This is a genomic window from Westiellopsis prolifica IICB1 (assembly GCF_004323185.1).
Lineage (GTDB): Bacteria > Cyanobacteriota > Cyanobacteriia > Cyanobacteriales > Nostocaceae > Pelatocladus > Pelatocladus prolificus_A.
The window spans coordinates 652,551-666,853 of record NZ_NAPS01000002.1 but is presented as its reverse complement, the minus strand read 5'-3'; the positions used below and the strand labels follow the sequence as shown (position 1 = coordinate 666,853).

12 protein-coding genes are annotated in these 14,303 nt (G+C 40.7%); 3 read left to right on the top strand and 9 right to left on the bottom strand.

The window, feature by feature from the left end:
- Positions 1–163 precede the first annotated feature (163 nt).
- Both B4U84_RS17135 and B4U84_RS17130 read left to right on the top strand, forming a co-directional pair.
- Positions 164–1,798: a DUF2079 domain-containing protein gene (locus B4U84_RS17135; RefSeq protein WP_044450073.1), complete on the top strand. Its 1,635-nt coding sequence runs from the start codon at positions 164–166 to the stop codon at positions 1,796–1,798.
- Between the two features lie 143 nt (positions 1,799–1,941).
- Positions 1,942–3,129 (top strand): glycosyltransferase family 4 protein, encoded by a 1,188-nt coding sequence (locus tag B4U84_RS17130; protein ID WP_131119662.1) that lies wholly within the window; start codon positions 1,942–1,944, stop codon positions 3,127–3,129.
- Between the two features lie 115 nt (positions 3,130–3,244).
- Here the strand turns inward: B4U84_RS17130 and B4U84_RS17125 are convergent, their stop codons facing one another.
- The 9 genes from B4U84_RS17125 to B4U84_RS17085 form a co-directional block, all read right to left on the bottom strand.
- The gene (locus tag B4U84_RS17125) at positions 3,245–4,132 is read right to left on the bottom strand and encodes a LysR family transcriptional regulator (RefSeq protein WP_131119660.1); all 888 of its coding nucleotides are present in this window, start codon (positions 4,130–4,132) and stop codon (positions 3,245–3,247) included.
- A complete protein-coding gene (gene coaE, locus B4U84_RS17120; RefSeq protein ID WP_044449953.1) occupies positions 4,133–4,714 on the bottom strand; it encodes a dephospho-CoA kinase in 582 nt (193 codons plus the stop codon).
- An 82-nt stretch (positions 4,715–4,796) separates the two neighbouring features.
- Positions 4,797–5,672: a uroporphyrinogen-III synthase gene (locus tag B4U84_RS17115; protein WP_131119658.1), complete on the bottom strand. Its 876-nt coding sequence runs from the start codon at positions 5,670–5,672 to the stop codon at positions 4,797–4,799.
- 53 nt (positions 5,673–5,725) lie between these two features.
- Positions 5,726–6,442, bottom strand: coding sequence for a uroporphyrinogen-III C-methyltransferase (gene cobA / locus B4U84_RS17110; RefSeq protein ID WP_131119655.1), 717 nt, complete (start codon positions 6,440–6,442; stop codon positions 5,726–5,728).
- Positions 6,443–6,876: 434 nt separating this feature from the next.
- On the bottom strand, positions 6,877–7,347 hold the full coding sequence (locus B4U84_RS17105; RefSeq protein ID WP_131119653.1) for a tetratricopeptide repeat protein: 471 nt from the start codon (positions 7,345–7,347) through the stop codon (positions 6,877–6,879).
- Between the two features lie 45 nt (positions 7,348–7,392).
- The gene (locus B4U84_RS17100) at positions 7,393–8,676 is read right to left on the bottom strand and encodes a sensor histidine kinase (RefSeq protein ID WP_131119652.1); all 1,284 of its coding nucleotides are present in this window, start codon (positions 8,674–8,676) and stop codon (positions 7,393–7,395) included.
- A 131-nt stretch (positions 8,677–8,807) separates the two neighbouring features.
- Complete coding sequence (locus B4U84_RS17095) at positions 8,808–10,709, bottom strand: ATP-binding protein (protein ID WP_131119650.1); 1,902 nt, start codon at positions 10,707–10,709, stop codon at positions 8,808–8,810.
- A gap of 172 nt (positions 10,710–10,881) precedes the next feature.
- Positions 10,882–11,823: a homogentisate phytyltransferase gene (locus B4U84_RS17090; protein ID WP_131119648.1), complete on the bottom strand. Its 942-nt coding sequence runs from the start codon at positions 11,821–11,823 to the stop codon at positions 10,882–10,884.
- A 44-nt stretch (positions 11,824–11,867) separates the two neighbouring features.
- Complete coding sequence (locus tag B4U84_RS17085) at positions 11,868–12,749, bottom strand: methyltransferase domain-containing protein (RefSeq protein ID WP_131119646.1); 882 nt, start codon at positions 12,747–12,749, stop codon at positions 11,868–11,870.
- Between the two features lie 130 nt (positions 12,750–12,879).
- On the opposite strand from B4U84_RS17085, the gene B4U84_RS17080 reads away from it, so the two are divergent.
- Entirely contained in the window at positions 12,880–14,214 is a 1,335-nt protein-coding gene (locus B4U84_RS17080; protein WP_017310299.1) for a TrkH family potassium uptake protein, read from the top strand.
- Positions 14,215–14,303 lie beyond the last annotated feature (89 nt).

The following is a 14,303-nucleotide window of genomic DNA, read 5'->3' as shown; positions in this document are numbered from 1 at the left end:
TATTCTCCAATAAAGTGTGAAGGGAGAAGGGAGAAGGGAGAAGGGAGAAGAGTAAACAGAGTAAAGTAGATATTTTTTGCTCGTTTATCCTGTATTCTTTTTTAATGCGATCGCCATAAAACGTACAGAAAGCCTTGATTATTTATCCTTGATGTGGTTAAAAATGCAAGAAAAGCTGCCAAAAATCTTTAAATTAGAGGCAGGTAATGCCAGCAAGACCGTCTTACTGTTGGCAGGAATCTTTTTTTTCCTGTGTCTGTTATTTACCCTGCACCGCTACTATAGTTTTTACGCTTCCTTCGACCAAGGCATTTTTAACCAAGTTTTTTGGAATAATCTGCATGGTCGCTTTTTTCAAAGTTCTCTTTCTTCCAGTCTTTCTACTAATGTAGTTCATGCGGGGGAATTTCCCACAGTATATTACCATCGGCTTGGGCAACACTTCACACCAGCGTTATTGTTGTGGCTACCAATTTACGCTTTGTTTCCCTCTCCTGCCACTTTGACTGTTTTGCAAGTTACACTGATCACGGCGGCGGGTTTAGTGTTGTACGTACTGGCTAGGCTGTATCTTCAACCACAATTAGCAGTGATGATTACTGCCAGTTTTTACGGTGCTAATGCGGTAATCGGCCCGACTTTAAGTAACTTTCACGACATTTGCCAGATTCCCTTATTTGTATTTACCCTGCTGCTGGCAATGGAAAAACGCTGGTGGTGGTTATTTTGGTTGATGGCAGTTTTGATTGTAGCTGTACGGGAAGATGCAGGTATAGGATTATTTGGGGTAGGAGTTTACATGATTTTGAGTCAACGCTTTCCCCGCGCTGGTGTTGCTGTGTGTATCTTCAGTTTTGGTTACATATTGGTGCTGACTAATCTGATCATGCCGTTGTTTTCTAAAGATATTTCGCAACGGTTTATGTTAGAACGGTTTGGACAATATGCCGATGGTGACGAAGCTTCCACCCTGGAAATTATTTGGGGGATGATTAGCAATCCCCTGCGTTTATTAGTAGAGTTATTTACGCCAGTAGACAGAACTATTAGGTACTTACTTGGGCAGTGGTTGCCCTTAGCATTTGTACCTGCTGTTGCTCCTGGTTCTTGGATGATAGCTGGTTTTCCCCTATTGAAGTTATTATTGGGCAAAGGAGAGTCTGTTTTATCTATTACAATTCGTTATGCTTTAACTGTAGTCCCAGGATTATTTTACGGCTCTATTCTGTGGTGGTCACAGCGTCAGCAAAAATTTAAACCTGCATTTCGCCGCTTGTGGATAGGTTGTATTTGTCTGTCTTTGGTTTTGAGCTTTACATCTAACCCAAATCGCACTTTTTATTTTCTGATTCCTGATTCCGTAAAACCACTAGTATATGTGTCATTGTCAGAACAATGGCAGCATGTAAATCAGATGCGTCCCTTGCTGTCACAAATTCCCTCTGATGCGAGCGTATCTGCAACAACTTATTTGGTTCCCCATCTTTCTAGTCGGCGAGAAATCCTGCGTTTACCTGGTTTAGAACTACGTAATGATGCTCAAGAAGTGATTAAAGTAGATTATGCGATCGCTGATCTTTGGCAATTACAAAAATATCAAGCTGCATTTAAAAGCGATCGCAGTTTATTAAAAGATTTAGTACCACTAATTGACCAGCTTACCAATAATCGCGAATATGGAATCATCAGCTTTCAACATGGCATCATTCTCTTAAAAAAAGCTGCCAGTTCGGACACACAAGCAACAGCAGCTTGGTTACAATTCCGGCAAGAGTTGGCAGAAGGGGATCGGGGATAGGGGATCAGGGATCAGGGATCGGGGACAAGGAGGACACGGGGGACACGGGAGAAAAACCAACCATTGATTATTGACTATTGACCAATGACCAATGACAAATGACAAATTTTAGAGAAATGTAAAAGCTTGGGGGATTGCATCCAATGAAAATACTAGTACTGAGTTGGGAATTTCCGCCCCGTATTGTTGGAGGAATTGCGCGTCATGTCTCAGAGTTGTATCCTGAACTCGTCAAGTTAGGACATGAAGTTCATCTGATCACACCTGAATTTGGTCATGCACCCATGTATGAATTAGTGGAAGGGATGTGTATACATCGGATTCCCGTAGTCGGTGGAAACGACTTTTTCCACTGGGTAGTAAACATGAACCAGAGTATGGGTAGTCATGGCGGAAAATTGATCGCAGAGGAAGGCCCTTTTGATATTATCCATGCTCATGATTGGTTAGTAGCAGATGCAGCGATCGCTCTCAAGCATACTTTTAAAGTTCCCTTGATTGCTACAATCCACGCTACTGAATACGGACGCTACAATGGTATTTATACAGATACTCAACGTTATATAAGTGGTAAAGAACAACTATTAGCCTACAACGCTTGGCGGGTTATCGTCTGCACCGACTACATGCGCCGGGAAGTAGAACGAGCGTTACACAGTCCTTGGGGTAAAATTGACGTTATTTATAACGGTATCCGTCCAGAAAAGAAACGTCATCATGAAGATTTTCACGCTTTAGACTTTCGTCGCCAATTTGCTGAAGATGGCGAAAAAATAGTTTACTATGTCGGTCGCATGACCTACGAAAAGGGTGTATCTTCACTGCTTGCTGCGGCTCCTAAAGTTTTGTGGGAAATGGGTGGTTATGTTAAGTTTGTAATTATCGGTGGTGGCAATACTGATCATCTCAAAAAACAGGCTTGGGATACAGGCATTTGGGATAAATGTTATTTCACAGGCTTTATGTCTGATGAATACTTAGATAAATTTCAAACTATCGCCGACTGTGCTGTTTTCCCCAGTCTTTACGAACCCTTTGGAATTGTGGCATTAGAAAGCTTTGCTTCTCGTGTACCCGTAGTTGTATCTGACACTGGTGGTTTTCCAGAAGTAGTACAACATACAAAAACAGGTATTATCACGTATACTAATAATCCTGATTCTCTGGCATGGGGAATTTTGGAAGTGCTAAAAAACCCCGGATATCGGCAATGGTTGACTGATAATGCTTATGAAGATTTAGAACGGCGCTTTAGCTGGCCGAAATTAGGTAAGCAAACAGAACAGGTGTATGAGAGAGTAGTACATGAGCGATCGCTCGTAGTTTGGTAGGAGGTAGAATACACAGGGACGCACAGAGATATAATTCTTTGCGTCTTTAATATATGCAAGTTTAAGTAAATCGGTACATGCTACTAATTGACACTTTCTTTAGTCAGCTGCGCTCTCAATCTAAATAGACAACTTGTCTGACTACTTCCAAAAACCTCTGCACCGTTGCAGATGAATTGTCGCGTCGCCAAATCATCGCCAGCGCTACCTTGGGTGTGGGTTCTTGGGTTGGTTTATAAACTACCCCAGTTCTTTGCAAATGTTGCAGCGACTCCGGTACGATCGCCACACCCATCTCTGCTGCAACTAAACTCACAATTGTTTGCATCTGAATTGCTTCTTGGGCAACCATAGGGCTAAAATTAGCTTGCTGGCAAAAACTAATAATTGAGTCGTACACTCCAGGAGCTAAAGGACGAGGAAATAAAATGAAGGGTTCACCTTGGAGTGAAAACAGCGATACACTGGATTTATTAGCTAGCACATGGGTTTCTGGTAACGCCACCACTAAGGATTCGTAAAAAATAACTTCCCAGCAAAATATATCTTCTTCTATCGGTGGACGCAGAAATCCAACATCAATTCTATTATCTCGCAACCATTGTAATTGTTGGTCTGTAGTCAATTCATGTAATTCCAGATTGACGTCGGGGATAGAACTACGAAATTTTCGCAGGATGTTTGGCAATATATTATATGCCGCAGAACTGACAAAGCCAACTACAACCTGTCCCCCTAAACCACGACTGGTTTGTCTTCCCAATTGCACCGCTTGTTCTAGCTGCTTGAGAATTTGTTGAACTTCACCTAAAAACACCTCTCCAGCTGCGGTTAACTGCACAGTTCTTTTAGTGCGGTGAAACAATTGAAAACCCAACTCTACCTCTAATTGACGAATTTGTTGACTCAGAGGAGGTTGAGCGATGTGTAAGCGTTCCGCCGCCCGTCCAAAATGCAATTCCTCAGCCAATGTCACAAAGTATCGTAGGTGTCGCAGTTCCATTCATGAAATAGCTTGGTCAACTTGTTTCAACAATGCTTCTAAAGTAGAGGAATTATCTAAGACTATATCAGCACGCGCGGCTTTTTCTGCGATTGGCATTTGAGTGTGAATTCTCGCTTGTGCTTGCTCGAATGTGAGATTGTTTCTTTGCATTAATCTTGCTAATTGCTGTTGCTGGGAACAACACACGACCCAAATTTCTGTGACTAAATCAGTCATTCCGGCTTCAAATAATAAAGGCACAACTAATACTAGTATTTTTGCGGTAGATGCTTGAATTTCGGCTAAAAAGCGATCGCGTACGTAAGGATGAATCAAATTCTCTACCCAAGCGCGTTCATCATGATGATGAAAGATGATTTCACCTAATTTTTGACGATTGAGATCACCATTTGGTAGTAAAATTTGATTACCGTAATGAATGGCGATCGCATCGAGAATAGGTGAACCAACACAGACAGCTTGTCGAGCATAAATATCCGCATCCAAAATTGGCAAATCATAAGCTTGTGCCAAGTAATTAGCAACTGTTGTTTTGCCTGTAGCAATACCACCTGTTAAGCCGATGATTTTTTTGGTCATTGGTCAAGCGTCATTTGTCATTAGTCGTTAGTTAATTTTAAATTCTCTGGACTATTGACGATTGACTATTGTACAGACGCGATTAATCGGGTCTACTATTGACTATTGCCCATTGAATTAGTGCTTGTGTTAAACCCTCTAGTGTATATTCTTGGGCTTCGACATCTACACGTCCAAATAGAGAACGACAAGTGTTTGAAGTCTGGGGACCAATAGAAGCAATACAAACTCCTTCTAAAGAATCTGCTACTACAGACAATTGACTTTGTGATGAGTGACCAGAGAAGATTTGTTCTGCCAGTTGATAGAAAAATTGCACTGTTTTGGAACTGGCAAAAGTGATCACATCAACAGTACCACTTTGTAAAGCGAGTTCTGCTGAGGGAGGAATACTCTTTGGACAGCAAGATTGATAAGCGGGAACTTCGATGACTTCTGCACCTTTGGCGCTGAGTTCTCGAATCAAAATTTCCCGTCCACCGCTTTCGACTCTGGGAAATAGAATTTTCTTACCTGTAAGTTCTTCGGGAAAGTGTTCGACTAGGGAGTCAGCAACAAAGTCTGGTGGGATAAAATCAGGTTGTAAACAATGGTGTCTCAGGGTTTGGGCAGTTTTTTCACCAACTGCGGCAATTTTGACTTCTGCCAAGGCGCGAATGTCTTTACCCTGAGCCAGGAGTCGTTCGCAGAAGTAGCCGACACCGTTGCTGGAAGTTAGAATTAACCAGTCAAACTCAGATAACCGAGCGATCGCCTGATCTAAAGCTTGCCAACTAGAAGGGGGGCCAATTTCTAAGGCAGGCATTTCCACAACATAAGCGCCTGCTGCTGTTAAGAGTTCTGCAAATTGACTCGACTGTCCAACTGAACGTGTTACTAAAATCGTTTTACCGTTGAGAGGTAAGTGGGAAGTTGTGGGAACGGCAATAGAGCCAGAGGAGGAGAGGTTACTTGCCATAGTGTTTGGGAGTAGTGCATTCTGGGAATGTCTAAGTCTATATTCTCAGGTTGTTAGTTTCTGCGTAACCCCACCACTTCCCCAATTACAATTACTGTTGGTGAGAGGAAAATTTCTAAGGTTTGCTCCACAATGGTTTCGAGTGTTCCTATCCAAATTTGTTGTTTTTTAGTTCCTGCCCAGAGAATAATCGCGATTGGTGTAGATGGTGATCGCCCCTGTTGCTGCAACCGTGTGATAACCTGATTTAGGTTCTGTCCACCCATCAAAATCACTAATGTTTCTAGTCGTGATAGCGCCTCCCAATCTAAAACATCGGGTTCGTGAGCAGTAAACACAGCAAAGCAGCGACTCATCAGCGGATCGGTCAGGGGAATTCCTGCTAATAGAGGTGCTGCTAAAGCCGAAGATATTCCTGGTACAACTTCAAATTCACAATTTGCGGCTGTCAAAGCAGCCATTTCCGAATTACAGCGACCAAAAATAAACGGATCGCCACTTTTGAGGCGGACGACTTGTTTACCCTGCTGACAGTATTTAACAAGTAAATTATTAATTTCTGCTTGCGGTGTGCTGGGTTGACCACCACGCTTACCCACATCTAGCTTCAAACAATCGGCTGATACTAACTCTAATAATTCCCCATCGACAAGGGCATCGTAAACCAAAACTTGAGCGATCGCTAAAAGTTTATAAGCCTTTAGCGTTAAGTATGCCACATCTGGTAGTCCCGCACCCACGAGATAGACTTTACCCTGTTGATTTGTCATCTCAAACTCTTATTTCTCCGTGTACTCTCTCTTGAAAAGCTTTGAAGTTCCCTCCGGGACGCTGCGCGTAGGCGCGTAAGCGACTTCTCGTAAGAGTACGCCGGAAGCCGGCGCACCCTAACGGGAAGCCGCAAAGCGTCTACAAACTTTTCGCTGCGTCCTCTGCGGTTTGTTTTTCCGTTACCTGTGCGTAAGAAAGCTACATATCAATATTTCTTATCAGAAAGAGGAAGATTTTCAACTTTATAAAAATTATTAAATCTGTTAAGTAATGTTATCTTGACGCTAATATTTATCAATTATTCAACGATTTTCTTTCGTTTCAGGATTTGGTTAAAAACAGTCATTTTCGATATGCTAAAATTTCTGAGTAAGCTGGCTGTTTCTGTAACTTTTTCAAGTCTTGTGATTCCAGCTAGTTTTCACCTCAAAAATTAGGCATTATTCTCTGCTGAACAAATTTTTTGTAGTAACTGTTGAATTTTTTCGGCTTTATCAACCTGACGCTGTTTTTGAAATAAAGCTTCGGCTTGTTGCAAGACTGTAACTGCTTGCTGGGGTTTTTGTTGTTGCATCAAAGCTTGAGCTAGGCGTAAATAAGCATCGACTTTTTTGGGAGCGCGCTCAATGACATCTTGAAATTCAGTAATTGCGGCTTCAACCTTGCCTTGCTGCATCAGTGCATCACCTAACAATAAATGCACAACATCGTTAGTAGAGTTAATCGCGATTACCTGACGAAAGGCTGCTTCTGCACCTGGAAAATCTTTTTGCTGGTAAAGTGTGATTCCTGTTTGGAAATGTTTATCGGTAATGATAGTTCTGATAGCCAAATAAATGAGAGTAGACAGACTGACTAAAACTATAAATACAGCTATGAAGTTACTCGTTTGAAAGAATTCCATCTTTTTTACTCTACCTATCCTAGTTTGGCATATAGTCCTCGCAAACTAGTCTATACTGTCGTACTGAATGATTGGAATTTTGATGATAAACTCAGTTCCTTTACCTGGTTGAGAATTAACTACTAATTCACCATTGTGTTTATCTACAACTATTTGATGGGCGATCGATAAGCCAAGTCCGGTTCCTTTGCCAACAGGTTTTGTAGTAAATAAAGGCTCAAACAACCGTTGTTGGACAGATTCTGGAATACCCATGCCATTGTCACTAATCTTAATCACAACCCATTTCTCAGAATCTACCTCTGTGAAAATTTGAATTTGAGGAATAGGATCGTTAATTTTGTCTTGGGCGATCGCTTCATCAAGGGCGTCAATTGCATTTGCTAGAATATTCATAAATACTTGATTAATCTGCCCGACATAGCAGTCTACCTCTGGTAATTTACCATAAGTTTTGCTGACTTCGATGCTGGGGCGATCGCCATTACCCTTGAGGCGATGTTGCAAAATCATCAACGTACTATCAAGTCCTTCATGCAAATCCGTAGGTATTTTGACATCGCTATCCGAACGACAGAAACTGCGGAGTGATGTAGAAATTTTCTCAATCCGTTGAGATCCTACCTTGAGTGATTCTAAGATTTTGACCATATCTTCAAGAACGAATTCCAAATCTAATCTTTCAATAGCAGTGGTGATTTTGCTTGTTGGGTTGGGATATTCTTGTTGATAGAGTTGGATAATTTCACTCACTCCAGCGATGTATTCTTCTAAAGGCGGGAGATTGTTAGCAATAAAACTGATGGGATTATTCATTTCGTGAGCAATACCAGCAATTAACTCTCCCAAAGTTGATAGTTTTTCTTGCTGCACCAATTGCACTTGAGCTGTTTGCAAAGCCGTAGTGCGATCGCTGACTTGTTGTTCTAAAGATTCGGTTAGTCGTTTGAGCTGCAAATGTACACGCACCCTAGCAATTACTTCTTCTTGGGCAAAGGGTTTGGGAATATAGTCTACAGCACCCAAAGCAAATCCCTTTGTTTTGCTTTCAATATCACTTGAAGCAGTAGTGAAAATAATCGGAATGTTTTGAGTCACAGGATTAGCTTTGAGGCGACGACAGGTTTCAAATCCGTCGATACCAGGCATTTGTACATCGAGTAAAATTAACTCTGGTTGCTGACGTTCGACTTGGGCGATCGCACTTTCTCCATCGACTGCAACACGGAAACGAAACCCCTCACTATTGAGTGCTTCACACAAAACAGACAAATTTGTGGGATTATCATCGACAATCAAAATAAATCCAGTATTTAAAGTAGTTACCATGGTGGATGGAATAATAAAATTTACCTCTTATTATTTACTTTTAATGTCAGTAAGTGAGTGAACATAAACTAAACACCGGAGTTACAAAAAGCCAACACGCACCAAACCCTTACCAATGACAAATGGCGAACTTAAGTAATGTGTTGTTGAATAAAACTTTCTAAACGTTTGAGTTGAAAATTGCTAGCAAGCTGGATGATTTGCCCAGTAAAAGCCGTCAAATTCTCATCAATTGCAGAAAGTTGTGCAGCCATTTCTAAAATTCCTTGAATATCACCGTCTTGTGACAATTCAAGTAACTTTTGTAAAACATCTTTGGCAGGAGGAATTACATCAACTGGAACATCCAGACTAACTGCATTAGTTTTTTTGATGTTTTCTGCCTTGCGGTCATAAATCCATTCCAATTGCAAATATTGTCGCAGCACTTCCAACAGCGCGTCAGCTTCTACAGGCTTTGGCAGAAAAGCATCTGCACCTGCATCAATACTTTTGTACTGATCTGTCACAAACACACTAGCAGAGGAAGCAATCACAGGAATCTGTTTGAAAGGCGAAGACTGACGCAAACGTTTGATGAACTCAAATCCATCCATCATTGGCATGACTAAATCGGTAATAATCAAGTCTGGTTGGTGAGCGATCGCTCGTTTCCATGCTTCCTGTCCGTGACTAGCTTCGACAACAGTAAATCCAACTGGTTCCAGTAAATTGACAATTACTGATTGGTTTTCCCATCTGTCATCCACAACCAGAATGGTACGCCTTTGCCCTTGATAATTAATTATCCTTCGCTGATCATTTACTATGGACATCTTTGCCCAATCTCTTGCTTCTGGTAACTGCACCTCAAACCAAAAAGTGCTACCTTTGCCAAACTCACTTTGCACCTGAATCTGACTACCCATCAACGCCACAATTTTTTGGCTGATAGCTAATCCCAAGCCTGTACCTTCTATTTGTCGTTTCTGATTTCCTGCTTGCTCAAAGGGCAAAAAGATTTTCTCGATTTGCTCAGAGTTGATACCCACCCCTGTATCTGTTACCTCAAAGCGAATAGTGTAGTTTGTCATTTGTCTATGATCATTTGTGCTTTGTTCTGGCTCTTGACTGATGACTTCAACTTTGAAAGTAATATTACCTTGATGAGTAAATTTAATCGCATTACCAAGCAAATTAATCAGCACCTGACGCAAGCGTTTTTCGTCAGTACGAATCCCCGTTGGTAAATCAGGATCAAGTTGGACGTGAAACCCAATCACCTTTTGTTCTGCTCGGATGCGGGAAATTTCAATCACACTGTCTAGAAACGCAGGCAAGTAAAAATCAATTGGATTCAATTCCAGTTTGCGAGCTTCGATTTTGGAGAGATCCAGGATATCATTAATCAGCGTTAACAGATGGCAAGCACATTGATAAATAACTCCAACTCCTTTGCGTCCTTTTTCTGTTAACGGTTCCGTGCGTTGCAGAATTTGGGCATAGCCTAAGATCCCGTTGAGGGGTGTACGTAGCTCATGACTCATATTGGCAAGAAATTCACTCTTGGCTTGGCTGGAGTTTTGAGCAATTTCCTCTGCCTGACGTAGTTCATGTTCAATGCGCTTACGCTGGATAATTTCACTGCTGAGTATCCGATTGATAGCTTCTAACTGAGCAGGGCTAGGTAATGCCAAAGCTTGAGGAATAAGATAAACTAATGTAAATGCTGTATAGATCGAAATAATAGCAGTGATCGCTTTGAGACTACCTGCAATCCAATAATCAGGATGCCAAAGCGTCCAAATATCCATGAAGTGTCCAGTACCACAAGCAACGATAAAAGCACTAAATAGTAAAAAGATTCCGTTAAAAGGAACATCATTGCGCTTGGAAATAAAGTAAAGCAGTGAGAGGGGAATATAATAATAGGCAACACCGATTGTTGCATCAGAAATAATGTGAAGCCAAACTAGTCCACTTTTCCACAGATAACAATGTCCGTGGGGGATAAAACCGCTTGTTTGGAAAAGATGATTGAAAAATGCCGGCATAAAACTAGAGTTTATGTGATTTTGAAATAAATACCTATAACTCTAGTATTCCCATAACTTTAAACGATAGAGGCGCGATCGCATAATTTTGACATGTGGATGAAATTTTTCCGCAAGTTATGAATGTACTAGAAAAGATAGTCTAATGCTGGCGATCGCATTCAAAACTCAACTAAGCTAAAAGACAAGCCATCGGAAAAATTAAATACTCAATAAAAAACAGTTTCCAAATAAATTGATAGAAACTCGCAATCGCACTTTTATCTTCTAAATCTACACCCCGACTTTGCCACCACATCATACCCAGCGCGACTAAATGAGTAATAATTAAAAACACAGAATTAACTTCTGCTAGATGCAGCAACCCAATTAAAATCATTCCTCCATAACACACACTCAATACCCAAAGAGCAAGATTAAATACTGCTTGCTTACCAAGTTTAATTGTAAAAGTAGTGATATTGTATTGCAAGTCGCCTTCCAAATCAGGGATATCTTTAAAGATAGCGATCGCAAACGTAAATACCAACACAAATATAGTTAATACCCATACTGCGGCTGGAATTACTGGAATCACTCCAATCAAATTCTTTGGTCTCAACACCCAATTAAAATGTAAAAACAATCCTAAATTAACAATTGCTCCCCGCACAGAAAAAATACATAAAGCTGCCCAAAAAGGAAACCTTTTCAAACGGATTGGAGGTAAAGAATAAGCTGTACCAATAGCTAAACTGATTCCCAGCATCCCCAATAAAAAAGGTCCACCTAACCAAGCAACTACCAACGCCAAAACACCAGTAATTCCCACAATTAATTTACCTGTTTTTTGAGAAAACTCTCCAGCAGCAATCGGCAAATGTGGTTTATTAATCTTATCAATTGCCACATCTTCTAGTTGATTCAAACCCACAATATAAACATTGCCACACAAACAAGAAAGCCATGCTAACAAAATAGGTGAGAAAGAAAAACTGCTATTTTCTAAAGCAAAGGCAATTAAATATAATCCCCATACACTTAAACTCGTACCAATAATTGTATGGGGGCGAGAAAATTTCCAAAAAGCATACAGCCAACTGCTTTGAGAAGCTGATTGTGAAACTTGATTCATAATTGGTCAATAGTCAATAGTCAATAGTCAATAGTCAATAATCATTACTTATTATCCCCATGTCCCCGATCCCCGATCCCCGATCCCCGATCCCCACACAACAATCCAAATCTAATTAACCCACGCTCGTAACCGTGACGCATCAATCCCAACGACAACGCGCCAACAATCGTACTCCAACCCGATAGCAACAACCCAAAAATTGCTTTCGGAGTGAAAGCCGAATCAATCACCACATTCCAAAAAGGTGCTACAGCTTGTGACCAATCAGCAGTGCGAATATTTTGTAAGCCTAATTGCAGAGCGATCGCTTCATACTCTGGCAAAGAAATCACATAGGGTAAACAATATACCTGATAAATTTTTGCTAAATGCTGCCGCTCATCATCCGTCAGTGGCGAATTCTCCGTAGGACGATGACACCAAGTCACCATGACTAACTTTCCACCAGGTTTTAATACCCGATAACACTCTTGCATAAACTTGGTTTTATCGGGCATGTGTTCACCACTTTCTAGCGACCATACCAAGTCAAAAGAATTATCCGCAAAGGGCATTTCTAGAGCATTTGCCACTTGAAAATTAGTCCGGCTACCTAAATTCGCCTCATCAGCCCTTTCCTTAGCTCTAGCAGCTTGCACAGGACTCAAAGTAATTCCAGTTGCCTGAGCATCAAACTTGGTTGCTAAGTATAGAGAACTACCACCAATACCACAACCGACATCTAAAATGTTTTCTGCTTGCTGTACATCTGCCCAATTGAGGATCTCTTCAATTAAATCAATCTGTGCCTGACGACGGTTTTTTTTCTCTGTACCATCTGCACCATAGTAACCATGGTGCATATGTTCACCCCATATTTCTTCCCACAAACCAGAAGAAGCATCGTAAAATTGCTGAATTTGCTTGTAAAGAGTTGCACTCATGGAAAAGCAGGTTTAAAAAACACATAATCGTAGGCTACCATGTGTGTTTTTATTTAAAGTAGGGATTTTTTTTGTGAGGCAGTTACAACACTGCACACAATTCCTCAATTTATTTGTTTTTTAGCTAAATATGACTGTTTCTCGGACAATTTGTTTGGGATTTTTGGCAGTAATCACAGTCGGAACTATCCTGTTGATGATGCCTTTTTCTACCAGTAGCGGTACATGGAATGACCCCATTGTCGCCCTGTTCACCTCAACTTCCGCAGTGTGTGTCACAGGTTTATCTGTTGTTGATCCTGGTACTTATTTTTCCTTTTGGGGCGAGTTGTGGATTGTGCTGCTAGCACAAATTGGTGGATTGGGTTACATGACAACTACTACCTTTTTGATTTTGTTAATTGGACGTCGATTTGACATGCGCCAAAAAATTGCCATTCAACAAGCTTTAGATCGTCCGGGAATGAGCGGTAGTACTCAAATTATTCGGTCAATAATTGCTACAACATTAATCTTTGAAATCACAGGTGTATTTTTACTATTACCAGCTTTTGTCCCCGATTATGGATGGCAAAAAGGACTGTGGCTAGCAATTTTTCATAGTGTCAATGCTTGGAATAATGCAGGATTTAGCCTGTTTAAAGATAACCTGATTGGTTATCAATCTTCAGTTTTAGTCGTCTTGACAATTACAGGGTTAATTATTTTTGGTGGTATTGGCTATCAAGTAATTTTAGAAACCTACTTCTGGGTACGCGATCGCATCCGCAATCGACAAGAAAAACTCTTATTTTCCCTCGATTTTAAAGTTGCATTAAGTACAACAATTGTACTTTTAATTATGGGAACAATTGCTTTTTTCTTTGTAGAACTACGAAATCCCGAAACATTTGCCAATCTCAGTTTTACCGATAAAATTTTAGTCGCTTGGTTTCAATCTGTGACCCCCAGAACAGCTGGTTTCAATACCATTGATATCGGTAAAATGACAACAGCAGGCTTATTCATTACCATTGCATTCATGTTTATTGGTGCAAGCCCAGGTGGTACAGGCGGTGGAATTAAAACTACAACTTTAAGAGTACTCACAAGTTGCACAAAAGCAATTCTCCAAGGAAAAGAAGAAGTTTTGTTATATGAAAGAAAAATCGCAGTATCTTTAGTTTTAAAAGCCGTTGGCGTATTAATTGGCTCAGTTGGTACAGTGATTATCTCAACAATCTTAATAGCTCTGAGCGATCCAAAACTTGAGTTTATTCAAATCTTATTTGAAGTCGTGTCAGCCTTCGCTACAGTAGGACTTTCAACTGGGATTACAGGCACTGTTTCCACAGCAGCTAAACTGATATTAATTGTCACAATGTATGTGGGTAGAGTGGGTATTTTACTACTAATGTCAGCAATGCTAGGAGATCCTCGCCCCAGCAGAATACATTATCCAGAAGAAAATTTGCTGGTTGGTTGATAATAGATTATTGGTTATTGATAGTTGATGGTTATTGGTAATAGGTAATTGGAGTCACCAATAACAAATGACCAATGACCATTGTACAG